This window comes from Brevundimonas sp., assembly GCF_036405315.1.
Taxonomy (GTDB): Bacteria; Pseudomonadota; Alphaproteobacteria; order Caulobacterales; family Caulobacteraceae; genus Brevundimonas.
The window spans coordinates 1-24230 of record NZ_DASWXW010000047.1; the positions used below are offsets into that span (position 1 = coordinate 1).

The 24230-nt window shown below is 66.4% G+C and carries 22 protein-coding genes and 1 tRNA gene; 13 read left to right on the forward strand and 10 right to left on the reverse strand.

Going from position 1 to position 24230, the window contains the following annotated elements:
* The first annotated feature begins 54 nt into the window (after positions 1 to 54).
* Both VGE49_RS02995 and VGE49_RS03000 read left to right on the forward strand, forming a co-directional pair.
* Positions 55 to 1707 (forward strand): CTP synthase, encoded by a 1653-nt coding sequence (locus tag VGE49_RS02995; RefSeq protein ID WP_331033100.1) that lies wholly within the window; start codon positions 55 to 57, stop codon positions 1705 to 1707.
* 303 nt (positions 1708 to 2010) lie between these two features.
* Positions 2011 to 2517, forward strand: a complete 507-nt coding sequence (locus VGE49_RS03000) for an Lrp/AsnC family transcriptional regulator (RefSeq protein ID WP_331033101.1) — start codon at positions 2011 to 2013, stop codon at positions 2515 to 2517.
* Positions 2518 to 2532: 15 nt separating this feature from the next.
* Here VGE49_RS03000 and VGE49_RS03005 read toward each other — a convergent pair whose 3' ends face one another.
* The 6 genes from VGE49_RS03005 to VGE49_RS03030 form a co-directional block, all read right to left on the reverse strand.
* A complete protein-coding gene (locus VGE49_RS03005) occupies positions 2533 to 3066 on the reverse strand; it encodes a PadR family transcriptional regulator (RefSeq protein WP_331033102.1) in 534 nt (177 codons plus the stop codon).
* A gap of 44 nt (positions 3067 to 3110) precedes the next feature.
* The gene (locus VGE49_RS03010) at positions 3111 to 3539 is read right to left on the reverse strand and encodes a nuclear transport factor 2 family protein (RefSeq protein WP_331033103.1); all 429 of its coding nucleotides are present in this window, start codon (positions 3537 to 3539) and stop codon (positions 3111 to 3113) included.
* 13 nt (positions 3540 to 3552) lie between these two features.
* Positions 3553 to 5565, reverse strand: coding sequence for an NADPH-dependent 2,4-dienoyl-CoA reductase (locus tag VGE49_RS03015; protein ID WP_331033104.1), 2013 nt, complete (start codon positions 5563 to 5565; stop codon positions 3553 to 3555).
* A 184-nt stretch (positions 5566 to 5749) separates the two neighbouring features.
* Complete coding sequence (locus VGE49_RS03020) at positions 5750 to 6925, reverse strand: aromatic amino acid transaminase (RefSeq protein WP_331033105.1); 1176 nt, start codon at positions 6923 to 6925, stop codon at positions 5750 to 5752.
* Positions 6918 to 7160: a DUF6356 family protein gene (locus VGE49_RS03025; protein ID WP_331033106.1), complete on the reverse strand. Its 243-nt coding sequence runs from the start codon at positions 7158 to 7160 to the stop codon at positions 6918 to 6920. Before VGE49_RS03025 ends, VGE49_RS03020 begins: the two co-directional genes overlap by 8 nt.
* Positions 7161 to 7339: 179 nt before the next feature.
* Positions 7340 to 8497 carry a metallophosphoesterase gene (locus tag VGE49_RS03030; protein ID WP_331033107.1) on the reverse strand — a complete coding sequence of 386 codons (1158 nt, stop codon included), beginning with the start codon at positions 8495 to 8497 and terminating at the stop codon, positions 7340 to 7342.
* Between the two features lie 89 nt (positions 8498 to 8586).
* Between VGE49_RS03030 and VGE49_RS03035 the strand changes: the two genes are divergently transcribed.
* The 3 genes from VGE49_RS03035 to VGE49_RS03045 all read left to right on the forward strand — a co-directional run bounded on the left by VGE49_RS03035 (position 8587) and on the right by VGE49_RS03045 (position 12826).
* Positions 8587 to 9195 (forward strand): RNA polymerase sigma factor, encoded by a 609-nt coding sequence (locus VGE49_RS03035; protein WP_331033108.1) that lies wholly within the window; start codon positions 8587 to 8589, stop codon positions 9193 to 9195.
* A complete protein-coding gene (locus tag VGE49_RS03040) occupies positions 9195 to 10217 on the forward strand; it encodes a FecR family protein (RefSeq protein ID WP_331033109.1) in 1023 nt (340 codons plus the stop codon). The genes VGE49_RS03035 and VGE49_RS03040 overlap by 1 nt, the downstream gene beginning before the upstream one ends.
* Before the next feature lie 95 nt (positions 10218 to 10312).
* The gene (locus VGE49_RS03045; protein WP_331033110.1) at positions 10313 to 12826 is read left to right on the forward strand and encodes a TonB-dependent receptor; all 2514 of its coding nucleotides are present in this window, start codon (positions 10313 to 10315) and stop codon (positions 12824 to 12826) included.
* A 61-nt stretch (positions 12827 to 12887) separates the two neighbouring features.
* Here the strand turns inward: VGE49_RS03045 and VGE49_RS03050 are convergent, their stop codons facing one another.
* Positions 12888 to 15644: a TonB-dependent receptor plug domain-containing protein gene (locus VGE49_RS03050; RefSeq protein WP_331033111.1), complete on the reverse strand. Its 2757-nt coding sequence runs from the start codon at positions 15642 to 15644 to the stop codon at positions 12888 to 12890.
* Between the two features lie 137 nt (positions 15645 to 15781).
* On the opposite strand from VGE49_RS03050, the gene VGE49_RS03055 reads away from it, so the two are divergent.
* On the forward strand, positions 15782 to 16810 hold the full coding sequence (locus tag VGE49_RS03055; RefSeq protein WP_331033112.1) for a cyanophycinase: 1029 nt from the start codon (positions 15782 to 15784) through the stop codon (positions 16808 to 16810).
* A gap of 35 nt (positions 16811 to 16845) precedes the next feature.
* Here the strand turns inward: VGE49_RS03055 and VGE49_RS03060 are convergent, their stop codons facing one another.
* From VGE49_RS03060 to VGE49_RS03070, 3 genes are all read right to left on the reverse strand, one after another.
* Positions 16846 to 17226, reverse strand: coding sequence for a cupin domain-containing protein (locus tag VGE49_RS03060; RefSeq protein ID WP_331033113.1), 381 nt, complete (start codon positions 17224 to 17226; stop codon positions 16846 to 16848).
* A 208-nt stretch (positions 17227 to 17434) separates the two neighbouring features.
* Positions 17435 to 17524 (reverse strand) — tRNA-Ser (locus VGE49_RS03065).
* A gap of 88 nt (positions 17525 to 17612) precedes the next feature.
* Positions 17613 to 18542, reverse strand: coding sequence for a DMT family transporter (locus VGE49_RS03070; RefSeq protein WP_331033114.1), 930 nt, complete (start codon positions 18540 to 18542; stop codon positions 17613 to 17615).
* A gap of 140 nt (positions 18543 to 18682) precedes the next feature.
* Here VGE49_RS03070 and VGE49_RS03075 point away from each other — a divergent pair, with 140 nt between their 5' ends.
* From VGE49_RS03075 to VGE49_RS03105, 7 genes are all read left to right on the forward strand, one after another.
* On the forward strand, positions 18683 to 19504 hold the full coding sequence (locus VGE49_RS03075; protein WP_331033115.1) for a septal ring lytic transglycosylase RlpA family protein: 822 nt from the start codon (positions 18683 to 18685) through the stop codon (positions 19502 to 19504).
* A gap of 37 nt (positions 19505 to 19541) precedes the next feature.
* Entirely contained in the window at positions 19542 to 20168 is a 627-nt protein-coding gene (gene tmk, locus VGE49_RS03080) for a dTMP kinase (protein WP_331033116.1), read from the forward strand.
* Entirely contained in the window at positions 20165 to 21145 is a 981-nt protein-coding gene (locus tag VGE49_RS03085; protein WP_331033117.1) for a DNA polymerase III subunit delta', read from the forward strand. Before tmk ends, VGE49_RS03085 begins: the two co-directional genes overlap by 4 nt.
* Complete coding sequence (locus tag VGE49_RS03090; RefSeq protein WP_331033118.1) at positions 21142 to 21927, forward strand: TatD family hydrolase; 786 nt, start codon at positions 21142 to 21144, stop codon at positions 21925 to 21927. The genes VGE49_RS03085 and VGE49_RS03090 overlap by 4 nt, the downstream gene beginning before the upstream one ends.
* Positions 21924 to 22733 carry an MBL fold metallo-hydrolase gene (locus VGE49_RS03095; protein WP_331033119.1) on the forward strand — a complete coding sequence of 270 codons (810 nt, stop codon included), beginning with the start codon at positions 21924 to 21926 and terminating at the stop codon, positions 22731 to 22733. The genes VGE49_RS03090 and VGE49_RS03095 overlap by 4 nt, the downstream gene beginning before the upstream one ends.
* 76 nt (positions 22734 to 22809) lie before the next feature.
* Entirely contained in the window at positions 22810 to 23205 is a 396-nt protein-coding gene (locus VGE49_RS03100) for a cupredoxin domain-containing protein (RefSeq protein ID WP_331033120.1), read from the forward strand.
* Positions 23205 to 24230: type III polyketide synthase (locus VGE49_RS03105; RefSeq protein ID WP_331033121.1), on the forward strand; the 1026-nt coding region annotated here is incomplete at its 3' end. The genes VGE49_RS03100 and VGE49_RS03105, both read left to right, overlap by 1 nt.

Here is a 24230-nt window from a genome sequence, read left to right on the forward strand (position 1 = left end):
TGTTTTGCGTCGGGCCATGCTCCCGCCGCGAATCATGGAGTAAGGTGTCCGCCCATGGCTCGCTATGTGTTCATCACCGGCGGCGTGGTTTCCTCGCTAGGAAAAGGCCTCGCCTCCGCCGCTCTCGGCGCTCTTTTGCAGGCCCGAGGTTACAAGGTCCGTCTGCGCAAGCTGGACCCCTATCTGAACGTCGATCCGGGGACGATGAGCCCCTATCAGCACGGCGAGGTCTTCGTGACCGACGACGGCGCCGAGACCGACCTCGATCTGGGTCACTATGAGCGCTTCACCGGCGTGTCGGCGGCCAAGTCCGACAACGTCACGACGGGCCGCATCTATTCGACCATCCTGGAGAAGGAGCGTCGCGGCGACTATCTGGGCGCGACCGTTCAGGTCATTCCGCACGTCACCGACCAGATCAAGCAGTTCTGCCTCAGCCCGGCCAAGACCGACGACGGCGAGGACGTGGACTTCGTCCTGGTCGAGATCGGCGGCACCGTCGGTGACATCGAGGGTCTGCCCTTCTTCGAGGCTATCCGCCAGCTGGGCCAGGATCTGCCGCGCGGCCAGTCCTGCTTTGTCCATCTGACCCTGCTGCCCTTCATCAAGACGGCCGGCGAGATGAAGACCAAGCCGACGCAGCACTCGGTCAAGGAACTGCGCTCCATCGGCATCCAGCCCGACATCCTGCTGTGCCGCTGCGAGCAGCCGATTCCGGCGGAAGAAAAGCGCAAGATCGGTCAATTCTGCAACGTGCGCGAAAGCGGCGTGATCCAGGCCATGGACTCGGCCGACATCTACGCCGTGCCGCTGGACTATCATCAGGAAGGTCTGGACAGCGAAGTCCTGGCCCACTTCGGCATCACCGATGCGCCTCAGCCCGATCTGACCGGTTGGCAGGAGATCGTGCGCCGTCGTCTGCACCCGGACGGCGAAGTCACCATCGCCGTGGTCGGTAAATATACGGTCCTGAAGGACGCCTATAAGTCCCTGATCGAGGCCCTGCAGCACGGCGGCGTGGCCAACAACGTCAAGGTCAATATCGACTGGGTCGAGGCCGACACCTTCGAGGGCGACCCCCAGGCCTGTCAGGAGCGTCTGCAGGGCGCCCACGCGGTTCTGGTCCCCGGCGGCTTCGGCGAACGCGGCGCTGAGGGCAAGATCGAGGCGGCGCGCTTCGCTCGCGAGCGCAAGATTCCCTATTTCGGCATCTGCTTCGGCATGCAGATGGCGGTGATCGAGGCGGCGCGGAACCTGGCGGGCTTCCCCAAGGCGACTTCGACCGAGTTCGGTCCGGCCGAGGAACCCGTCGTCGGCCTGATGACCGAATGGACCCAAGGCAACCAGCGCGTCCTGCGTCAGCAGGGCGGCGACCTGGGCGGCACCATGCGCCTGGGCGCTTATGACTCGACGCTGATCGCCGGATCGAAGATTGCCGAGATCTACGGCGCGACCGAAATCAGTGAGCGTCATCGTCACCGCTACGAGGTGAACATCAACTACCGCGACGCGATTGAGCAGAAGGCCGGTCTGGTCTTCGCCGGCCTGTCGCCCGACGGCGTCCTGCCCGAGACAGTCGAGCGCCCGGACCATCCCTGGTTCATCGGCGTGCAGTACCATCCGGAGTTGAAGAGCCGTCCCTTCGCGCCGCACCCGCTGTTCGCCAGCTTCATCGGCGCCGCCGTGGTGCAGAGCCGTCTGGTCTAAGGGCTCGGCTCACGCACGGTTGTTGCAGCGTTTATCCAGTATTGTGCCAATATGGGTCGCAATCACTGGGTAGACGCAGATGGCAGGTGAAATCCTCTATTTTCTGCACAGGCATTTCAAGGTCGTTCTGATCCTTGGAATGATCGCGAGCTTGGGCTTATTGTTCGCTGTCGCCAACGCCGTGCTGCGCCTTTTTCACCTGGTGGGCTGAAACAGACGGCGCGAGCGGCCTTCCTTCAGACAGCAGCGGTTGATGGGGCGCAGGCGCAACTGGCGCTCTTGCGCCGTCCCTATTTTCCCTAGATGCCTGGGCGCTGTCGTGGTGCAAGGCTTGGTGAGCGCAGTCTAGTGAAGCATTCTCTCGACCCCTCTGATCTGCGAATTCTGCGCGAGCTGCAGAGCGATGGTTCGCTCACCATTGTGGAGTTGGCGGAACGCGTGGGTCTTTCCCAGACGCCCTGCTGGAAGCGGGTGAGGCGCCTGGAAGAAGGAGGCTTCATCGAGCGCCGCGTGGCCCTGCTTAGTCGCGACAAGTTGGACCTGGTTCTTGTGGTCTTTGTCGCCATTCGCACCCGCCACCATGACAGCGAGTGGCTGGAGCGTTTCGCCCAGGGCGCCTCGGCCATGCCGGAAGTGGTGGAATTCTACAGGATGAGCGGCGAGACGGACTATCTGCTCAAGGTCGTGGTGAGCGATATCGCCGCCTATGACCGCTTCTATAAGCGCCTGATCGAGATCGCCCCCCTGGTCGACGTGAGTTCGTCGTTCGCCATGGAACAGATCAAGTTCACGACGGCGCTGCCGATCTGATCGACGCCTGCTGGTCTATCGCGAGTCCCGCAGGATCGAGATCGCCTCCTCGCAAATGGCGATGCGTTGACGTTCAAACTCAATGCCGGCTTTCAGGACCAGACGCTGCAGCTGTTGGTCACGCGACGTCGGCTCGCCCGGGAAGTCCCGCACTTCGATCCGCATATAGGATGCGAGTTTGTCGCGGTGCTGATTGGCGACCTCCACGAGTTCCGCCGCGAGGCCGGTTGGGCCGACAATCGCTTCAGCGCGCAGCCGCACCATCAGTTCGTCGCGGATCGCCGGCGGCTCCTGGCGATCATTGACCCACCGCTGCAGTTCTTCGCGACCGGGCGGCAGGATCTGAAAACGGCGCTTGCCCCCGCGCGCGCCCTCGACCGGCGCGGCCTCGACCCAACCGGCGGCTTCGAGACGGGCCAGTTCCCGATAGATCTGCTGATGGGTGGCCTGCCAGAAATAGCCGATCGAGCGGTCGAAGCGGCTGGCCAGCTCGGACCCCGAGCCGGGGCGTTCGGCCAACGACGTCAGAAGGGCATGGGGCAGGGACATGGGGCTTCGATAGCCGGTCGGGACGGCGAGTAGAAGCTGTCGTGTCAGGACGCTTTGAAGGCGGGCAGGAGGGCGCCGAGGCGCTTGCCCATCTCCTCGGCCATGGCCTGAACCCCGTTCAGGGGACGCATCATGACTTCGAAATCGACGATCTGGCCGTCGTCATCGAAGCGGATGAAGTCGATGCCTTTCACGCTGCGCTCACCGACCTTGGCGCTGAACTCCAGCACCACGCTGAGGCCGTCGGCGGTGGCGGCCTCACGGTGATAGGCGAAGTCGGTGAAGACGCTGGCGGCGGTGCTGACCGCCAGGACCACGGCGTCGGCGCTCTGATAGGCCTTGTAGGCGACCGGCGAGCGGAAGACGGCGTCGGGGTGGGTGATGGCGCGCAAGGCCCCCAGATCCTGGGCGGCGACCATCTGATGCCACTTGTCCAGAGACGCGGCGGCGGCGGGGTGCAGGTTCAGCGTCATGGGCTTTCCTCCCTTAGATGGCGGCGGCCAGGCGCACGCCCTGGTCGATGGCGCGCTTGGCGTCCAGTTCGGCGGCCACGTCGGCCCCGCCGATCAGGTGAACCGAGCAGCCGCGCGCGACCAGGGCGTCGTGCAGGTCGCGCAAGGGTTCCTGACCGGCGCAGAGGACGACGTGGTCGACCGGCAGGGTCTTGTCGGCGCCGTCGATGGTCACGTGCAGGCCCTCGTCGTCGATGCGGTGATAGGCGACGCCGCTGGCGGTGACGACGCCGTGCATCTTCAGCGCGGCGCGGTGAATCCAGCCCGTGGTGCGGCCCAGACGCTCGCCGACCTTGCCGGTCGACCGCTGCATGAGGAAGACCTGACGCTCCGCCGGTTCGACCTGGGGCGCGGTGCGGCCCCCGGCGGTGCGGTAGTCGGGATCGACGCCCCAGGTGCGGAAGAAGCGGTCGATCGACGGCGGCTCGTGCCGTTCGACCAGATATTCGCTGACGTCGTGGCCGATGCCGCCCGCGCCGATGACGGCGACGGTCTTGCCGACGGGAACCTCGTCGCGCAGGACATCGAGATAGGACAGGGTCTTGGGGTGGTCGACGCCGTCGATCTCGGGCGTGCGCGGGCTGACGCCGGTGGCCAGGACGATGTCGTCGAAGCCTTCGTCGGCCAGGGCTTCGGCCTCGGCGCGGGTGTTGAGGCGGACGGTGACGCCGGTCAGGTCCAGCTGCTTGCGGAAGTAGCGCAGGGTCTCGCCGAACTCCTCCTTGCCGGGGATCTTGCGGGCGATGTTGAATTGGCCGCCGACCTCGCCGGAGGCCTCGATCAGGGTGACGTCGTGGCCGCGTTCGGCGGCGGTGACGGCGAAGGCGAGGCCCGCCGGGCCGGCGCCGACGACGGCGATCCGCTTGGCGGCGTCCGTCGGGGCGATGACCAATTCGGTCTCGTGGCAGGCGCGCGGATTGACCAGGCAGGAGGTGATCTTGCCCGCAAACGTGTGATCCAGGCAGGCCTGGTTGCAGCCGATGCAGGTGTTGATCTCGTCGGCGCGGTTCTCGCGCGCCTTGCGCACGAAGGCGGGGTCGGCCAGCAGGGGGCGGGCCATCGACACCATGTCGCAATAGCCCTCGGCCAGCAGGCGCTCGGCCACCTCGGGCGTATTGATGCGGTTGGTGGCGACCAGGGGGATGGAGACCTCGCCCTTGAGCCGTTTCGTCACCCAGGCGAAGGCCGCGCGCGGGACGCTGGTGGCGATGGTGGGGATGCGGGCCTCGTGCCAGCCGATGCCGGTGTTGAGGATGGTGGCGCCCGCCGCCTCTATGGCCTTGGCCAGCTGCACCACTTCTTCGGCGGTCGAGCCGCCCTCGACCAGGTCCAGCATCGACAGGCGGTAGATGATGATGAAGTTGGGGCCGACCTGCTCACGCGTGCGGCGCACGATCTCGAGCGGCAGGCGGATGCGGTTCTCGTACGAGCCGCCCCATTCGTCGTCGCGCTGGTTGGTGCGGGCGGCGATGAACTCGTTGATCAGATAGCCTTCGGACCCCATGACCTCGACGCCGTCATAGCTGGCGGACTGGGCGAGAGCCGCGCAGCGGACGAAGTCCTCGATGGTCTGCTCGACCTCCTCGCCGGTCAGGGCGTGGGGGGCGAAGGGGGTGATGGGCGCCTGAATGGCCGAAGGGGCGACCAGATCCGGGTGATAGGCGTAGCGGCCGAAATGCAGGATCTGCAGGGCGATCTTGCCGTCCTCGGCGTGGACGGCGTTGGTGACGAGGCGGTGATGTTCGGCCTCTTCCTCGGTCGTCAGCTTGGCGCCCCAGGGCATGGGACGGCCGCGCTCATTGGGCGAGATGCCGCCGGTGACGATCAGGCCGACCTCGCCGCGCGCCCGTTCGGCGTAGAAGGCGGCCATGCGCTCGAAGCCGTTTTCGACTTCCTCCAGACCGACGTGCATCGAGCCCATCAGCACCCGGTTCTTCAGGGTGGTGAAGCCGAGGTCGAGGGGCTTCAGCAACTCGGGATAAGGCATGGGCTCGGTCTTTATGCATTCAGTTGCATAAACAGTATCGCGGTCTCGTCATTATGCAATGGGTTGCAATAGCAGCGGCGTCGGCGCCGAGGGGCAAGCAGGGCTCATGCCGCCGGCGATCTGCTTCAGAAGGAAGCCGATTGATCGGGAGGGGGCGTCGCAAGACGCCCCCTCATTTCGATCCCTAGCCCAGGGCCCGGAGGGCTTGGGCGAAGCGTTCGAAATTGGCGTCGTTCAGCCCGGCGACATTGATGCGGCCCGACGCATCCATATAGACGCCGTGGTCCTGGCGCAGTCGGTCGACCAAGGCTTCCGACAGGGGCAGCAGGGCGAACATCCCGCGCTGCCGCGACAGGTCGGACAGGTCCAGGCTGGGCAGGGCCAGCGCCGACAGCTGCGCCCGCAGGGCGTTGACGCGGACGCGCATTGCGTCGAGTTCGGCGCGCCATAGCCCGGTCAGTTCGTCGGACGACAGGATGATCCGAACCAGGGCGGCGCCGTGGTCCGGCGGGTTGGACCACAGCAGGCGGGCGTGGCCGGCCGCGACCTGGGCCAGGTTGGCCGCAGTGGCCTCTGCGTTGCTGAGCATCAGCAGGGCGCCGGTGCGGTCGCGATAAAGGCCGAAGCTCTTGGAGCAGGACAGGGCGATCAGGGCGTTCTCGCAGCCTTCTAGCAGGATGCGAACGCCGGCCACGTCCTCTTCAACTCCGTCGCCGAGACCCGGGTAGGCCAGATCGATCAGGGGCAGCAGCCCCTTGGCGGTCGCGATCTCGGCGACCGCGCGCCAGGCGTCGCGATCCAGATCCACGCCCGTGGGATTGTGGCAGCAGCCGTGCAGCAGGACGACATCGCCCGGCGCAGCCTGGGCCAGGGCTTCGTCCAGCGCCGGCCGGTTCAGGCCCCCGTCAGGGCTCAGATGGCTGAAGGTCCGCGCGGTCAGGCCGCAGGCGGCGATGATCGGCAGGTGGGCCGGCCAGGTCGGCGTGCCGATCCACACCTGAGCGGACGGGTTGGCCTGGACGATGATCTGAAGCGCCAGGCGCAGGGCGCCGGTCCCACCGGGGGTCTGGATGCGCGACATCCGGGCCTGAAGCGACGGCGAGAGTTCGGGGAAGGTGGCGTTCTGCAGGCGCAGGGCGAACTCGGCGTCGCCGGCCGGGCCGACATAGCCCTTGGACGTCTGCTCGGCGTGCAGGAGGCGCTCAGCCGTCTTGACCGCGGTCATTATGGGAATGGCGCCGGTCTCGTCGCGATAGGTGCCGACACCCAGGTCGATCTTGTCGGCGCGGGGGTCAGCCTGCATCAGCCGGCCCAGCATCATCAGGCTGTCGGTCTTGGCGGTCGGCAGGCGATCAAACATCGATCACGACCTCATTGGCGGCAGCGGACTTGGTCCGATGCGTGACCATGCGATGGTGCAGATCGGTCACGACGCCGCTGCCGGTGCGGACGCACAGGCCCGGGATCAGGGCGTGAACAAAGCAGGCGGCCGCCCCGATGAACATTGCGGCGCCGAACGACGCGGCCATGCCCATGTGCTCGAAGTAGGTTTCGCCGACGGATTTTGGGTGTTCGGTGAACAGGTCTTTGAGCATTGTTTTTCCTCCCTAAGAGGTCAAATCATGCCCCTCTTTGCGCGGAGGTAGTTTCTATACATCTCCGGCTATCGAAACCGACGTAGAGATTTTTTCTCGCTTTCACCCATATTGGAAAACGAACCTCTCAATGAAGGCCGCCCTCGAGCGAGGCTTGGCCTCCGCGACAGTCAACCGGATCAGCGCAGGAGCTGAGGCGGGAAATCCAGTTCGAAGGCGGACCGCTCGGGAGCGACCCCGAAGGTGGCTTCGCCATTGAGGCCGGCGTGGCGGCCCAGCAGAGTCGAATAGGTGTAGAAGCGAATCTTGCGGGCGTCGGTGTCGAACGCCATGAAACGCAGCCAGCCCGCGCCGCCGTTGGCCGACTCCGCCGCCCCGTCCGGCCCGACCGTATTGCCCTGATAGTCCTGGATCAGCTGATAGACCGGATGCCCGGCGTCATTGAGGTCGATCCGGAGGTTCTCGCCGTTGGATACGCCGCTGACCGGGCGGGTGAAGTTGTGTCCGCTCAAGACCATGAAGATCATCGCATTCTTGCGGATGAATCGGTCCCAGACCTGGTCGGGCGACAGATTGTCGGCGCCGGGGAAGTAGCTGTCGTAGCCGTTGGAGCGCTCATGTGCGTCGGGCTTGAGCCATTCGTGGGTGGTGATGATGACCGGCAGACCGGGGTGAGCGTCGATCACGCCCTGGGCCCAGTCCAGCGCGGACTGCGGCGGTTGCATCTCCAGCGACAAGTGCAGGAAGGTCCGTCCTCCGCCGGCGAAGGTCTGGTAGCTGTTCAGGTCGTTTTCCGAAGCGCCGCCGTACCAGGCCTTGCCGGCGAAATGGCGTGAATTCGGCCCGAAGTAGAGGCTCCACGTGCGGCCGCCCGTCAACGGCCTGGAAGCGCCGGGACCGTTCTCGTTCCACCAGGAATAGTTGTCATAGTCGTGGTTGCCCGGAACCATGCCGAAGGGCAGGCCGCTGCGCCCCAGGATCGAGATCGCACGGTTTGCGATGTCCCACTCCTCGCGCGTGTCGAAGTATCGGTATCCGCTTTCGGCGTCCGGGGTCGCCCGACGGAACTGGCCGTCGCCGTGCTGAACAATGTCGCCCACGAAGGTGACGAAAGCGAGATTTTTCTCTTCGCGCGTCTCCACCAGATAGCGCATCTGCTGGGCGAAGGTGTCCGAGCCTCGCGGCTGCGCCAGGGTGATGTCTGAATAGTTTTGGGTGTCCGAGACGACGGCCACGGTGAAGATCTCGGCCCAGGCTGGGGCCGGCGTCGCTGCGAGCGACGCGCTCAGCGACAAGGCCAGGGCGAAAGTCGCGCCGATCCGTTTGAACATGTGCATGGGCCCCAGAACCGTAATGTCCGGACGCCCATAGCGACGCTGTGTGACGGTTTCTTCCGCCTGTTTCGAGGCTTTGGAATGATACGCGATTGTCGTTCATTCGACATCACATGGTGACGCTTCGAGGTCATCAGCCGCCTGTGAACCAGCAGTCAGGAAAACCGATCGACGCGGAACTTCCATTGTCGGGCCTCGCCGACGATGGGTTCGGAGGGCTGACGCGACGGCTTCGCGGTCCGCTTTTTCATTTCTTCCTGCGCCGGGCCAGATCGCCGGCGGACGCCGAGGAAATGGTGCAGGATCTCTTCTTGCGGCTGCTGCGCCGCGCGGACCTGCTTAGCCTTGAAAACGTCGATGGCTATGTGTTCGAGGCGGCCGCCAACATGGCGCGGGACCGCGGACGGTACGAGCAGGCCAGGGGGCAGGGTCGGCATGTGGGGATTGAAGACCTGGTCGCACAGAGCGAAGCGCCGGGCGCAGAGCAGATCATTGCCGGAAAGCAGCGGTTGAAACGGATGCTGGCGGCGCTGAACGCCCTGCCGCCACGGGCGCGCGAAGTGGTGATCCTGCGGCGGTTCGAGAACCTGACCTATCCCCAGATCGCCCGCCGACTGGGCATTTCCGTGAGCGCGGTCGAGAAACACATGGCGCGCGCGATGGCGGCGCTGCGGCTCGATCTGGTCGAGAGGGACTGCTGATGGCTTCCACCTCCTGCCGACCGGACAACGACGATCACACCGACCCGGCCGCCTTCTGGTTCGCGCGGATGAACAGCGGCGGGGCGGTCAGCCCCGAGGATGAGATTCGTTTCCGCCGCTGGCTGGACGAAGACCCGGAGAACAGCCGTGCCTATAGAAGCTGCCAACTGGCCTGGCGTCTGCTGGAGTTGGACGCTGGAGAACCGGAGGTTCTGGCGCTGCGATCGGCGGCTCTCGGTCCTGGATATCTGGGGCCGGGGGCTCGGCGCCTCACACGACGGCGCGCTCTATTCGGCCTGACCGGCGGCGCCGTCGCGGCGTCCTGCGGCGGACTATGGGTGATGACGAGCGCGTCTTCGGCGCGAGCACTGATCTCGACGGAGGCCGGGCAGAGGCTGACCGCGCCCTTGCCGGACGGGTCTGAGGTGACTTTGGCCCCATCGTCTCGTCTGCGTCTCGACTATGCAGCAGACCGGCGCGCGGCGGTGCTTGAGGCGGGCCAGGCCTATTTCCAGATCCGACCCGACTCCGCGCCGTTCGTCCTGCGCGCGGGGAACCAGATGATGGCGGCCGTCCAGGGGCAGTTCCAGATCACCTGTCGCGGTCAGCAGTCCGAGGTGGTCGTCGAGCAGGGGCGGCTGCGGATGTCTGATCGGCGAGATGAGTCCGCAACGCTGATGCTGACGGCCGGACAAGGCGGCCGAGCCCGGACCGGCGAACTGCAGGTCGCCCCCGTTGACGTCGAGGTCGAGACGGCCTGGCGATTGGGGCGTCTGGTCGTTCGGGACCGGCCTCTGCGCGAGGTGGTCGATCTTTTCAACCGCTACGCTTCGGATCGGCTGGCTGTGGACGACGCGGCGGCCGGCGAGGTGCGCATATCCGGCTCCTTCCGCTACGACGGCGGGCGAGAGTTCGCTTTGGCTTTGGCGCACGGTTTCAACCTGTCGGCGCGTCAGACGGCGGATGGCGTCTGGCGCGTCGGATCGAGGGTCGGGTCGGCCGACGGTGCGGCTACGCTTTGATGAAATTTCCACGACGGGGTGGGGGTCCGCAGGGCGTCTTTCGTTTCTGAGGAGGAGCCGCCGACGAGCGGCTGACCAGATCTCAGGGGCTACCCATGTTCATTTCCAAGCCGCGCGCGGGCGCCTTCAAGCGCATGCTTCTGGCCTGTTCGGCTGTGGTTGCGGTTGTCGCCGCCACGCCCGCTCTCGCCCAGTCGCCGAGCGGCGGCGCGGCCCTCTCCTTCGCCATCGAAAGCCAGTCGATGGAAGAGGCGCTGACGACGCTGGCGCGCACCGCCGACGTGCAGGTGCTGTTCGCGCCGGAAGCCGTGCGCGGTCGCCGCGCCAATCGCGTGGTCGGCGTCCTGGCGCCCGCCGAGGCGCTGCGCCGCATGGTGGAGGGCACGGGCCTGACCGTGACGCCGGTCGGGGCGCGCACCTTTTCTGTTGCAGTCGCCCCCGTCGACGCTGGAGCCGAAGACGTCACGGCCATCGAGGACGTGATCGTCACGGCCCAGAAGCGCGCCCAGCGTATCCAGGACGTGCCGCTGGCCGTCACGGTGCTGAACGGCGACGACGCGCAGCGCCGGGGCATCGACAGCGTGACGGACCTGGTGGACGAGGTCCCGGGCGTTTCGGTCAACTACGCCTTCGGCGGCACCAACTATGGTCTGATCAGCATCCGCGGCATCGGCGGGGCCGACGATTACAAGCCCAACGGCAACCCCTCGGTCGCCCTTCATATCGACGGCGTCTATCAGACCTCCAACGCCTATCTGGGCATGCCCCTGTTCGACCTGGACCGCGTAGAGATCCTGAAGGGGCCGCAGGGCACCCTGTATGGGCGCAACACCACGGCGGGCGTGATCAACGCCATCACCAAGGGACCGGGCGAAGCGGTCGAGGGCGGCGGACGCCTCGAGATCGGCAGCCATGACTATACCGCCATGGAGGCGGCTGTCGGCGGTCCGCTGGGCGACAAGGTCGGCGTGCGTCTGGCCGTTCTGGCCGAGCAAGGCGGCGGCTTCATGACTGGCGCGGGCGCGGGCGACCTGGCCGGGTACCGCCCGGTCATCGGCGGCGTCGTCCAGACCCAGGTTCCGGCTATCGTCGATCCGGGCCGTCGCGAAGGTTTCGGCGACAAGGACCTGTTCGCCGGTCGCGCCACCGTGGCCCTGGACTTCACGCCCGAGACCAGTCTGACGTTGAAGCTGTTCGGCAGCCGCGACCGGGGCGATACGCGCCAGTACGACCGCATTTCGGCGGCGCTGGACAGCAACATCGCCAATGCGGGCGAGAACGACGACCCGTACGAGTTCTATTCGTCGGAGTATCCGACCCAGAGCATCGACATCTACGGCGCGTCGGCCGCGCTGGAGCATCGCCTGGCCGACAACCTGAACCTGGCCGTGATCGGAAACGTCCAGGGCACGACCCGTTCGGTCCAGGGCAATGGCGACGGTTCGCCCTATCCGGCTTCTCGCTTTGACGCCGACGAGACGCTGAGCCAGACCTCGCTGGAAATGCGCCTGAGCGACGACACAGGCGGTCGTCTGGACTGGATCGTAGGCGCCTTCTACGTCTCGGACGATATCGACTTCGACACCCACTGGACCAGCTATACGGCCCGGACCCAGTACGACAACCTGCACAAGCAGACCCGCAACAGCTTCGCCGTTTTCGGCCAGGTCGATTATGATCTGACCGACAAGCTGACCCTGTCGGGCGGCCTGCGCTACACGCGCGATGAGGCGACCTTCAGCGGCCGCAACGACGACCTGAACCCCTGGGGCATCTCGACCTTCACCACCACCTTCGCCACGACCAATCCCTTCATCTGGGATCGGGCGTTCGAGGACGACAACCTCTCGGGCCGGGTCACGGCCAAGTACGCCTTCACCCCGAACCTGAACATTTTCGTCTCGGCGGGGACGGGCTATCGCGGCGGCGGCTTCGACGGCACCTCGATCTTCACCCAGGCCGAGACCCTGCCGTTCGAGTCCGAGACCGTCACCGCCTATGAGACCGGGCTGCGCTGGACGACCGATCGCCTGCGGCTGTCGCTGGACGCCTTCAGCTACAGGTTCAAGGAACTGCAGGCGACGACCCGCCTGGCCAACGACACCAACGGTCGCGCCAACGTCGGCGAGGCCGAGAGCAAGGGCATCGAGATCGCCGTCAACGCCCTGCTGTTCGAAGGGGCGAAGCAGACGCTGGATCTGGATGTGGCGGCGGCCTTCCTGGACACCGAGATCCTGTCCTTCAGTTCGGCGCGTGTGGCCGAGGTGCTGTCGACGGTCGGCGATCCCCTGCCGGGTGCGCCGGACGTGACGGCGACGGTTTCGCTGAACCACGGTCTGATGCTGGCCAACGGCTGGCGCCTGGACAGCCGGGTGTCGGTCTCGCATCACGGCGAGGAGAGCAATCGCCTGAACGCGGCGCCGGGCAATACGTCTGAGGCCTACACCCTGGTCAACGCTCGCGTGGAGCTGGAAAGCGCGGCCAACTGGGCGGTTTACGCCTACGGCCGCAACATCACCGACGAGGTCTATTTCCCGGAACTGAACGGCGCCTCGCGGCTGGTCGGCGCCCCGGCGACCTATGGCGTGGGGCTGCGCTACAGCTTCTGACGTCTTGGCCGCGCCGCCGCCCGATTCCTGGGGCGGCGGCGCGGATGAGCCTCCGTGTTCGTCAGAGCCCGGCGCCGCCGAACTTGTAGGTCAACTGGAAGTAGTAGCTGCGGCCGACCGAGTCGAACCAGGAGATGTCGTAATAGGGGTAGGCGCTGTAGGTCGGATCCTTGACCGGCCCCTCGTCGAACAGGTTGTTGACCGTCATCGACAGGCGCACGTGGTCCGTCAGGTCATATTGGGCCGAGGCGTTGAACATCCAGCTGTCGCTGATGTAGGCGTCCTCGTCATAATTCGGCAGCTTGCCGAGGTATTGGCCCTGCAGCGTCGTGGTCAGCTTGTCGAACGCCCAACTGATGCTGGCCGTGCCCTTGTCGCGCGGGATGTAATAGCCGCTGTCGAACGCCAACTTGTCGATCGTGGGATCGCCTGGGTACTGCTGGAAGGTGTGGTCATCGACATAGGTGTAGGCCAGCGAAAGGTTGAACTCGCCGACGCGTTCAGTCGGCACGCGCAGGCGGGCGGCGACGTCGAAGCCCGAAGTGGTTTCTTGGGCGATGTTGATCGGATTGGTGAAGACGCCGATCAGGCTGCCGGCGAGGGGGCCCGTCGTTTGCCGCTCGACGCGGGCGACGGCGTCGACGCAGGTGGGCGAGGTCGGATCAGCGGCGCCCAGGCGGCAGTCGGCCTCGTCACGCAGGATGGTGTCGATGCTCATGTCGCGGACCTGATCGGTCAGTTCGACGCGGAAATAGTCCAGCGATAGGCTGAGGTTACGGGTAGGCTGCCAGACCACGCCGCCGTTGAACGACTTGCTGGTCTCGGGCTGAAGGTCGCGGTTGCCGTTGCGATGCGCGACGATGCCTTCGTCGGAGTAGCTGCAGTCGCCGATGTCCTCGTCCGGCTCCTCGGTGGCGCAGCGGTAATAGTCAGTGCCGGACGGGTGGGTGTTGCCCGGGCCCGAGAATACGTAGTGCAGGTCCGGCGCGCGGAAGCCCGTGCCGTAGGCGGCGCGGAACATCAGGCTGTTGATCGGGCGATACTCGAGCCCGGCGTTGTAGGTGAACTTGCCGAAGCCGTTGCCGGCGAACTCATAGTGGTCGTAACGGCCAGCCGTGCTGAACTCGAGATTGCTGAGCAGCGGCGCGCGCACCTCATAGCCCACGCCCCAGTGGTCCCGGTCGCCCTTGCCGTCGGAATCCACCAGACCGTAATAGTAGGGCGTGAGAGCCAGCGGGTCGGGCTTAAGATTGTAGCTCTGGTTGCCCGCCTCGATCACGCCGGCGAAGCCGACGGGGCCGGCCGGCAGTTCGAACAGGGCGCTGTTGGTGATGGTGGCCGACAGGTTGTCGCTGCGCGAGCGCGGATTATAGACGGCGTCCTGGGCGATCTGATCGTACTCGGCCGGGGTCAGCGGCTTGTACAGTCGCGCCGCGTTCACGCCGGCGGCGAACATGGCGTAGCCGCTGTCCGGATCGACGCCGAGTTTCGGGCCAAGGAAGAAGTTGTTGGCCGCCGAGGCGATGATCTGCGGGAAGCGGACCTTCGAGCGATATTCGGCGTGGTTGAAGGCGACCTCATAGCCCCACTGGTCAGCGTCGCCGAAGGTGCCCTTCACGCCCGGCGTGATGGTGAAGCTGTCGGACCGATTGCGGGTGAAGCCCTTGGACAGGCCGCCCATTTCCTCGGGTGAGAACTGGCGTTGCCAGCCCTCGACCATGCCGGTGTCGACGTTGAAGAAGAGGCCGTCCTCGCTGCCGTTCTCGTCCTGATAGAGCCAGGACTGGACGTCCGAGAACAGCTTCAGATCGCTGTGGCTGTATTGCAGGTCCAGGAACAGCTCGGTCCGGTCGCTGAGCGTGTAGCCTATGGAGGCGTAGCTGTTCAGGCCCTTGCGGTCGCTGAGGATGGTGCCGTAGCCGATGGATTCGTCGCTGCCGCAGAAATAGCCGTAGCGCGGGCGGTTGGCGTAATAGGTCGTGCCGCCGTTCTGCGCGGCCAGGCCGGCGCAGGTCGCCGCGCCCGGATCCAGATAGTCGTCGTTCTCGTCAAAGCGCAGGTAGGCGCGGCGGGCCGTGGTGTTGGTCGGGCTGTCCTTGGTCGAATCCTGGATTTCGCGGTCATAGGCCCACAAGGGTTTCTGACGCAGCAGTTCGACGCCGACGACGCCGTGGAAGCCGCCGCGGTTGCCCCCGGCCGTTACGGTGAACCGCTGTGAGTCGCCGCCGCCGTCTTCGGTCAGGCCCTGACGGAAGTCGAAGCGGATGCCGTCTGCGGACGGCTTGAGCACGAAGTTGACCACGCCGGCGATCGCGTCGGAGCCATAGACCGCGGACGCGCTGCCGCTCAGCACCTCGACCCGTTCGATCAGGCCGACGGGGAGGTTGGAGACGTCGGTGAAGTTGCTCTGGCCCTGGAAGGGAAGGGGGAAGTCGGCGATGCGCCGCCCGTTCACCAGCACCAGCGTATGGTTGGGGCCAAGCCCGCGCAGGTCGACCTGCTGCGCTCCCGGCGTGAAAGAGGCGCCGGAGAAGGACTGTTGGCTCTGCGTCTCGCCGCCGTTCTGCGTCACCGCGCGAAGCAGATCCGGCACGCTCTGATAGCCGTTGCGCAGGATGTCGTCGGCGGTGATCGTCGTCACCGGCGCCGGACCTTCGGTGTCGATCTGACGGGGGATCCGCGAACCCAGGACGACGATCTCATCGACCGTGGTCGCCGCCTCGCTGGACTGGGCGGGTGCGGTCTGCGCCGCTGCCGTCAGCGCGATGAGACTGGTCCCCGCGCCCAGACTCCAGATGATCGATTTGATGCGTCGCATGAACAATCCCCCCATGTCTCGGCGACCACCATGACGACGTTCTCCCAATTTTTGAAGGACAAAAATAACCGTTCATCTCGCCCGCAGCGATGAACTGTGCCCATATGCGCGCCTTGGTGCAGGAAAGGGGGCATTTCATGCGATTGGCGGTATTCGCGATCTTCAGCGTTCTGGCGCTCGCCTGCGGTTTGGCGCCCGCCCAGGCGTCGAACGCCTCGTCGTCCGGCTATACCTATTACGAGGTCGGCGACGTGGCAGCGCCGACGCCCGGTTTGACCGAGGCCGGTCTGATGCTGATGGGCGGCGGCGACTGGGACTACCGCGCGTGGCGATGGTTCCTGGCCAAGGCCGGACACGGCCATGTGGTCATCCTGCGCGCCTCGGGCGACGGCGAGGGCGGCGAAGAGATCTATCGCGACATCGGCGGCGCTGCATCGGTGCGGACCCTGATCTTCGACGACCGCAAGGCGTCCGAGGATCCGCGCGTTCTCGCCATCCTCAAGAGCGCCGACGGCGTCTTCCTGGGCGGCGGCGATCAGGCCAAGTATGTCCGCTTCTGGAAGGGCACGTCGGTCCAGAAGGCGCTGAACGACCATGTCGCGCGCGGCCGTCCGATCGGCGGCACCAGCGCCGGCCTGGCCATCCTCGGCGGCGCCGGCTACGGGGCGATGGACGGCGGCAGCATCGACTCGGCTACGGCGCTCAAGGATCCCATGGGACCGGAAGTCACCATGGTCAGCGACTTCCTGACCATGCCCTATCTGGCCCATGTCGTGACCGACACTCACTTCAGCGCCCGCGACCGGCTGGGCCGCCTCATCGCCTTCGTCGCCCAGGTGCGGGCCTCGGGTGATCCGCAAGCCGTCGGCCTGGGCGTCGACGAGGACGGCGCCCTGTGCATCGACGCCGACGGCGTCGGCCGCTTCTTCACCGCCAGCCACGGCTATGCCTGGCTGGTCCAGCCGGACGGCGCGCCGCGCGCTGAACCCGGCCAACCGCTGGACTATCCGTCGGTGCGCGTCACGACTCTGGGGGCGGACGGCGAGATCGACCTGAAGACGATGCAGATCACGCGCCCCGCCTTCTCGGGAACGGCGTCAGTCCGGGCGGGCCGGTTGTTGAACGTCCCCGTGGATCCGGCGCCTTCACATCAAGCGGCGCCCTGAGCGACCTGCAGCAGGCAGGTGCCGCGTATGCGCTGTCACGATGGCTTTGCGTACTGCTCCGCGCTCATGACTTCGATGCCTACGAAGTGCTCATTGCCTTCCACCCAGGCGTCATGGCCAGGAGGGATCGTGTAGGACGTGCCTGGTCCCAGCGTCTTGTGGGAGCCGTCATCCATCTTGACTGTCAGCGTGCCCGACACGACGTGGCCGACATGCGCCATCTGGCAACTGTCCGTCTTGACGATGGGCTTGATGCATTCGGACCATTTCCAGCCCGGCTCGAATTTGAACCGTCCCAAAGTGACGCCTGGGAACCGCACTACCTCGATGCGGCTCTTGTCGGGCGTCCTCACTTCATCGGGACTGTCGTGAGACTTGGCCTCGAATTTCGTGACGTTCATTCCGCTATCGGCCATGGCGTCCTCCTGACACTCGATACGTCGTCTGACGTTTTGCGGTGCTGTAAAACGGCTGGCGCGTCTTCCGTGTTCCCGAGGCGACGCGCCAAAACGGCCTTGGCTAAGCCCGTTCCATACAGGGCAAGGCGCTGGGAACGTCCTGACGTCATGACAGGTAGCGGCGAATTCAAGGGGAGCGGCTAACCGTCGCCAGGGACCGACGACGTGGCGGACAGGGTGGGATTCGAACCCACGGTAGGCTCTCACCTACGGCGGTTTTCAAGACCGCTGCCTTAAACCACTCGGCCACCTGTCCAGCGCGAGTCGAGACAGCGCGCGGAGGCGTGCATAGCGGCAAGTGCTCCCATGCCCAAGCACAAAGCGCAGGCGGGGCGAGCCAAGGGTCAGGTCCTGCTCGGCCGCGATGGACGCGTCACCAGCCAGATGCCGGCGCAGACCAGGCCCAGGGCCGCCAGATAGCTCCACCGCAACAGGGATTCGCCGAGGAACAGGGCGGACAGCGACACGCCGAAAACCGGGATCAGGAAGTTGAAGGCTGCGATCAGGCCGACGGGGTTGTGCTTCAGCAGCAGGCTCCAGACCGCGAAGGCCACGGCGGACAGCAGGGCCATGTAGAGAAGCAGGGCGCCGGATTGGAGGCCCATCCCCTCCATGTGGCCGCCGCCCGCCACGCCGATCCCGATCAGGATCGCTCCGCCGATGAACAACTGCCAGCCGGTCATCACCATCGGGTCCATGTCAGCAGACAGCCGCTTGCCATAGATGGAGGCCGCCGCCAGCATGAAGGCGGCGATGACGATGAAGCCTTCGCCCAGGAGACTGAAGTCAAACCCGAAGGCGCCGCCGCCCAGATTGACTACGATCACGCCGAGGAAGCCGATCAGGCAGCCTAGGGCCTTGCGGCTGTTGAGCCGGTCGTTCGCATAGAGGAAGTGGGCGAGCACGACGCTGAAGAAGACGCCGGTGGCGTTCATGATCGACGACTTCACGCCGCTGGCATGGGCCAGGCCGACATAGAAGAAGACATACTGGATCGTCGTCTGGGCCAGGCCCAGAAGGGCCACTTGGCGCATCTGGCGCCCGTTCAGCGCCAGGAGCGGCTTCTTCATCACGGCGGCGACCATCAGCAGGATCGCGCCGGCCAGGGCGAAACGCCATCCCGCGAACAGCATCTGGCTGGGGACGTCGCCCGGCGCGATATGCAGCAGGGCGTAGCCGTTCTTGACCGCCGGAAAGGCGCTGCCCCACAGGAGGCAGCACAGGGTCGCCAGAGCGAAGACCCCGGAGCGGGTCTGGTAGGGGGAGGGTTTCAAGGGGCTCGCTTCAAGAACTGGCGCGGGCGCAGGGGGCGTGGCCGCGACGCGGGACGCATAGTCCCAAAGGGCGCGTTAACCAAACCGGAAACGTCCTCGGCCATGATCGCTTCAAGTGAACCGAAGTGCGTGAGGCCAAGATGGCGAGATTGCTGAAGGGCGTTGTGATCGCCGCCGCCTTTTCAAGCCTGGCGGCCTGCGCCAGCCTGGGAGGAGGGCGCGAGGCCTCCCTGCGTCCGCCGGTCGTGACCGATCCTGCGCCCATCGTTTCGGGGACGATGCGCCCCTATCAGATCCGCGGTCGCTGGTACCGGCCGGCTGAACAGCCGAACTATGACGAGGTGGGTCTGGCCTCCTGGTACGGGGCGCAGCACAACGGTCGCCCGACCTCGACGGGGGAACGGTTCGACATGAACGCTCTGACAGCGGCGCACAAAACCCTGCCCTTGCCCAGCCTGGTGGAAGTGACCAATCGCGCCAACGGTCGTCGCGTCATCCTGCGGGTCAATGACCGGGGCCCGTTCGTCGACAGTCGGATCATCGACCTGTCGCGCGCCGCCGCCGAGGAACTGGGCCTGCTGTCGCAAGGCGTGGGCGAGGTGCGGGTGCGCTATGTCGGCCGCGCGCCGCGAACGGGCGGCGGCACGCCGATGCGGCGAGCCGAAGCCGCAGCGCCTTCACGGCCCACGCCCTATGTGCAGCCCGCGACGCCCACTGCGCCGGTGATTTCGGAGGCATCCGCATACTGGGTGCAGGCCGGGGCGTTTTCCGACCGCAGGGCGGCCATCCGAATCGCCGACCGCCTCGGCGACCAGGCCTCGGTTCAGGACATTCGCCGGGACGGACAGCCCCTCTTTCGGGTGATCGTCGGTCCCTGGCCGGACGCCAACGCCGCCGAACAGGCCCGTCAGGCCGTCATCGCACGCGGGTTTGGCGACGCCCTGTTGATATCAGGCGGTTAAGGCTTGCCTGACGCGCCGCGCTCGCCATTGTGCGCGGGTGCAGCGCGGTAAGTTCATCACATTCGAAGGCGGCGAGGGGGCCGGCAAGACCACGCAGGCGCGCCTGCTGGTCGAGCATCTGCGCTCGCTTGGAATTGACGTCATCCAGACGCGCGAGCCGGGCGGCTCGCCGGGCGCCGAGGTCATCCGCAACATCGTCGTGGCCGGAGACGCCGAGCGTTGGTCGCCGCGGACCGAGACCTTGCTGATGTACGCCGCACGCTCGGACCATCTGGAACGCACCATTCGTCCCGCGCTGGACGCCGGCAAATGGGTCGTCTGCGACCGCTTCGCCGATTCCAGTCGGGTCTATCAGGGGGCCGGCGGCGGCGCGCCGGAGAGCCTGATCGAGGCGCTGGACGCCGCCATCGTGGCCGAGGACCAGCCGGACCTGACCCTGGTGTTCGATCTGCCGGTCGAGGTCGGGCTGGAACGCGCCTTTGGCCGCGGCCTGTTCGAGACCCGTTTCGAATCCAAGGGGCTGGCCTTCCATCAGAAGCTACGCGAGGGCTTCCTGGGCGTGGCGCGCCGTCACCCGGAACGTTGCGTCGTGATCGACGCCACCGGCGAGCTTGAGGCCGTGTCCGAACGGCTGTGGAGCGCCGTCTCCGAGCGGCTGCTGTGAGCGAACATCCGCGCGACCGGTACGATCTGGTCCCGGATGTTGCGGCCGAAGAGGCCTTTCTCGACGCCCTGAACCGGGGGCGGCTGCATCACGCCTGGCTGCTGTGCGGGGTCGAGGGCAGCGGGAAGGCGACCTTCGCCTATCGCGCCGCGCGCCGCCTGCTGGGGGCCGCGCCTGACCCCTCGCGCGGGCCGCTGGGCGCCGCGCCCTATGATCCGGTCAGTCAACTGGTCGCCGCTCAGTCCCACCCCGATCTGCTGGTGATGGAGCGGCTGGTCGAGGGCGGCAAGCAGAAGAAGACCATCTCCGTCGATCAGGCGCGCGACCTGCCTGGCTTCTTCGCCAAGAGCCCGTCCCAGGCCCAGTACCGCGTGGCGATCATCGATGCGGCTGACGACCTGAACATCAATGCAGCCAACGCCTTGCTGAAGATTCTTGAGGAACCGCCTGAGCGCGGCGTCTTGCTGCTGGTGACTCATGCGCCGGGGCGGCTGCTGGCCACCATCCGCTCGCGTTGCCGCCGCCTCAGCTTCCCGATCTGGACCCCGGATCAGTTGGAGGCCCTGGTGCGCAACCGCACGGGTGCAGAGCCCGACGACGCGCGGCTCGCCGCCGACATGGCCGGAGGATCGCCGGGCGCGGCCCTGGCCCTGTCGTCCGGCGCCATGCAGGAAGTCGACGCCCTGGCGCGCAGCTGGGTGCTGGGCGACACCGTGGACCGGGCCGAACAACTGGCGGTCGCGGACGGTTTTCGCGGGGCTGAAGGCCAGGCCCGGTTCGAGGCTCTGATGGATCGACTGATCGCGGCGGTAAAAACTCGCGCGCTGGAGGCGCCGGCGGGGCAGGGGGCGCGCTGGGCCGAACTGTGGACCCGGTTGGCCGAGCTGCCGGACCGCACGGCGGCCATCAACCTGGACCGCGCCGACGTTCTGGCCGGCGCCCTGGCCGACATCGCCCGCACCAAGGCCCTGAGATGATCATCGACAGCCACGTCAACCTGCACGCCCCCCAGTTCGACGAGGATCGCGACGAGGTCATCGCCCGCGCTCGCGAGGCGGGGGTGCGCCTGATGGTCGAGATCTCGGACAAGCTGTCGACCTTCGAGGCGACGCACAGTCTCGCCATGGCCCACGACGACATCTGGTGCACGGTCGGCGCTCACCCGCACGAGGCCAAGGACCACATCGAACTGACCGCCGATGAACTGGTCGCCCTGGCCCAGCGGCCGCGCGTCATTGGCATTGGTGAATGCGGCTTGGATTTCCACTACGATCTCAGTCCGCGCGAGGTTCAGGCGGCGGTCTTCCGCCAGCATGTCGACGCCGCGCGCCGGACCGGCCTGCCGCTGGTGGTGCATACGCGCGAAGCCGACGAGGTCATGGTGGACATCCTGCGCGAGGAGCATGCGAAGGGTCCGTTCAAATTGCTGATGCATTGCTACACTAGTGGCGTCGAACTGGCTGAAACGGCTGCGGAACTCGGCGCCTGGTTCTCCGTTTCCGGCATCGCCACCTTCAAGGCGGCGGAAGACGTGCGCGAGGTCATTCGCCGGATGCCCGAGGATCGGATCATCGTCGAGACGGACTGCCCCTATCTGGCGCCCATTCCGCATCGCGGGCGGCGCAACGAGCCGGCCTATGTCGGTCTGGTGCTGCAGAAGCTGGCCGAGATCCGGGGCTGGACGCCGGAAGAAGCCGATCGGCGCACGACCGACGCCTTCTTCGCCCTGTTTGACCGCATCCCCCGGCCCGCCGAATGAGCAAGCCGGGCGAGCTGGAGATCGTCATCCTCGGTTGCGGCTCGTCCGGCGGCGTGCCGCGAGGCGACGGCGACTGGGGCGACTGCGACCCCAATGAGCCCAAGAACCGTCGCACTCGCTGCTCCATGCTGGCGCGTCGTCATGGACCAGATGGGACCACCAGCGTCCTTATCGACACCTCGCCGGATCTGCGGCAGCAGGCGCTGATGGCCGGGATCACCCATGTCGATGCGGTCCTCTACACCCACGACCACGCCGACCAGACCCACGGCATCGACGACCTGCGGGTCTTCGCCATCCATGCGCGTCGGCGCATTCAGGCCTGGATGGACCCGGCGACTCATCACGCGCTGACGACCCGGTTCGACTACATTTTCGAGAGCCATCATGGCTATCCGGCCATTCTGGAGGCGCAGCGTATTCCGCCGCATGGCGAGGCCTGGGGGGTCGATGGCGCGGGCGGCGCCATCCCGGTCGTCACCTTCGATCAGGTGCACGGGCCGATCCGCTCGGTCGGCTACCGGATGGGGCCAGTGGCCTACTCCAGCGACGTGTCCGATCTGGATGGAGCGGCGCTGGCGGCGGTGCGCGGCGCCGACCTGTGGATCCTCGACGCCCTGCGGTACACGCCTCATCCAACCCACGCTCATGTCGACAAGGCGCTGGACTGGATCGCGCGGGCCGAGGTCGGTCAGGCTGTGCTGACCAATCTGCACATTGATCTGGATTACAATGCCTTGCGCGAATCTCTTCCGGATCATGTCGAGGTCGCGTTCGACGGCTGGAGCCGCCGTTTCGACCTCTGACCTATCGGCCTGGATCACGTTCTGAACCGACGCTCAGCGGCGACGTTGTATGGGTTTCGGATGAAGGATCGACGCCATGCTTCGCACAGGCCTCGCGATCGCCGCCGCAGCCGCCGCCGTTACCTTCAATGCGGCCTTTTCGCCGGTCCAGCAAGCCAGCCCCTCGGTCATCGAGGTCCAGCTGAAGAACTATGCGTTCGTCCCCTCCGCCCTGCGCCTGCGGCGCGGCGTCCCCGTCGTGCTGCGTCTGGTCGACGCCAGCGGCTCCCACAGCTTCTCGGCGCCCGAGCTTTTCGCGGCCTCGACGCTGGACCCGGCGACCGCCGCGATGATCCGCAACGGAAAGGTCGAGGTGGGAGAGGAGGGCGTCGAACTGCGCCTGACCCCGAACACGCCCGGGACCTACGCCTTTCACTGCACCCATTTCATGCACTCGGCGTTCGGCATGAAGGGAACGGCGGTTGTGGAATAGTGCCGCCGCCTGTCGCGCTGCTGAGCCTGTCCACGGCGTCGCCGCCGAACGTTCTGCGCCAGGACGAGGTCGCAACCGCCGCCCGCTCGCTGCTTCAGGATCGGTTTCCCGGCTATGATCGGATGGCGCCCGTGTTCGCCACGGCGGGCATCGACACGCGCCAGTCCGCCATGCCGATCGAATGGTTCTTCGAGCCGCGCGGCTGGCCTGAACGGACAGAGGTCTATCTGAGCGTCGCGGTCGATCTGTTCGTCGAGGCGGCGCAGGCCGCGCTGGATGAAGCCGGGCTGACAGGCAGTCAGGTCGACGCCGTCGTCACCGTCTCCTCGACCGGCATCGCCACCCCCAGTCTGGAGGCGCGGGCCATGGAGCGGATGGGGTTTCGTCCCGACGCCGATCGCGTTCCGGTCTTCGGCCTGGGCTGTGCGGGCGGGACGACGGGGCTGGGACTGGCCAGCAAGCTGGCGCGCGCGACGCCCGGCAGTGTGGTCCTGCTCGTCGTGGTCGAACTGTGCACCCTGTCGTTTCGCATGGACAACCTGAGCAAGGCCGACATCGTGGCCACCGCCCTGTTCGGGGACGGTGCGGCGGCCTGTGTGTTGCGGGCGGGCGAGGGCGGCTTCGCCCGCATCGAGGGCGTGGCGGAACACACCTGGCCGGACACGCTGAACATCATGGGCTGGCGGGTCGGAGACACCGGCTTCGGCGTCATTTTCGACCGGGCCATCCCGCCTTTCGCAAAAAACCACCTTCGTCCAGCGATAGACGAAATGCTGACGGGGCAAGGACTTAATGTCGAGGATGTGGACCGCTTCATCTGTCGCCCCGGCGGGATGAAGGTCATAGACGCCCTGGAAAGCGCCCTGTCGCTGGAACCCGGGCGGCTCGATCACGAGCGCGCAGTTTTGGCTGAACATGGCAATATGTCGGCGCCGACGGTCCTGTTTGTGCTGGACCGGGCCAGGCGCGCGGGCCTACCGGCGAAGTCGGTCCTGATCGCCCTTGGGCCAGGCTTTACCGCCAGC

What these genes read in the sequence shown, in the direction of transcription:
- VGE49_RS02995 (WP_331033100.1), top strand. Translation starts at nt 55, where the DNA reads ATGGCTCGCTATGTGTTCATCACCGGCGGCGTGGTTTCCTCGCTAGGA.
- VGE49_RS03000 (WP_331033101.1), top strand. Translation starts at nt 2,011, where the DNA reads ATGCCTGGGCGCTGTCGTGGTGCAAGGCTTGGTGAGCGCAGTCTAGTG.
- VGE49_RS03005 (WP_331033102.1), bottom strand. Translation starts at nt 3,066, where the DNA reads ATGTCCCTGCCCCATGCCCTTCTGACGTCGTTGGCCGAACGCCCCGGC.
- VGE49_RS03010 (WP_331033103.1), bottom strand. Translation starts at nt 3,539, where the DNA reads ATGACGCTGAACCTGCACCCCGCCGCCGCCGCGTCTCTGGACAAGTGG.
- VGE49_RS03015 (WP_331033104.1), bottom strand. Translation starts at nt 5,565, where the DNA reads ATGCCTTATCCCGAGTTGCTGAAGCCCCTCGACCTCGGCTTCACCACC.
- VGE49_RS03020 (WP_331033105.1), bottom strand. Translation starts at nt 6,925, where the DNA reads ATGTTTGATCGCCTGCCGACCGCCAAGACCGACAGCCTGATGATGCTG.
- VGE49_RS03025 (WP_331033106.1), bottom strand. Translation starts at nt 7,160, where the DNA reads ATGCTCAAAGACCTGTTCACCGAACACCCAAAATCCGTCGGCGAAACC.
- VGE49_RS03030 (WP_331033107.1), bottom strand. Translation starts at nt 8,497, where the DNA reads ATGCACATGTTCAAACGGATCGGCGCGACTTTCGCCCTGGCCTTGTCG.
- VGE49_RS03040 (WP_331033109.1), top strand. Translation starts at nt 9,195, where the DNA reads ATGGCTTCCACCTCCTGCCGACCGGACAACGACGATCACACCGACCCG.
- VGE49_RS03045 (WP_331033110.1), top strand. Translation starts at nt 10,313, where the DNA reads ATGTTCATTTCCAAGCCGCGCGCGGGCGCCTTCAAGCGCATGCTTCTG.
- VGE49_RS03050 (WP_331033111.1), bottom strand. Translation starts at nt 15,644, where the DNA reads ATGCGACGCATCAAATCGATCATCTGGAGTCTGGGCGCGGGGACCAGT.
- VGE49_RS03055 (WP_331033112.1), top strand. Translation starts at nt 15,782, where the DNA reads ATGCGATTGGCGGTATTCGCGATCTTCAGCGTTCTGGCGCTCGCCTGC.
- VGE49_RS03060 (WP_331033113.1), bottom strand. Translation starts at nt 17,226, where the DNA reads ATGGCCGATAGCGGAATGAACGTCACGAAATTCGAGGCCAAGTCTCAC.
- VGE49_RS03075 (WP_331033115.1), top strand. Translation starts at nt 18,683, where the DNA reads ATGGCGAGATTGCTGAAGGGCGTTGTGATCGCCGCCGCCTTTTCAAGC.
- VGE49_RS03090 (WP_331033118.1), top strand. Translation starts at nt 21,142, where the DNA reads ATGATCATCGACAGCCACGTCAACCTGCACGCCCCCCAGTTCGACGAG.
- VGE49_RS03095 (WP_331033119.1), top strand. Translation starts at nt 21,924, where the DNA reads ATGAGCAAGCCGGGCGAGCTGGAGATCGTCATCCTCGGTTGCGGCTCG.
- VGE49_RS03100 (WP_331033120.1), top strand. Translation starts at nt 22,810, where the DNA reads ATGCTTCGCACAGGCCTCGCGATCGCCGCCGCAGCCGCCGCCGTTACC.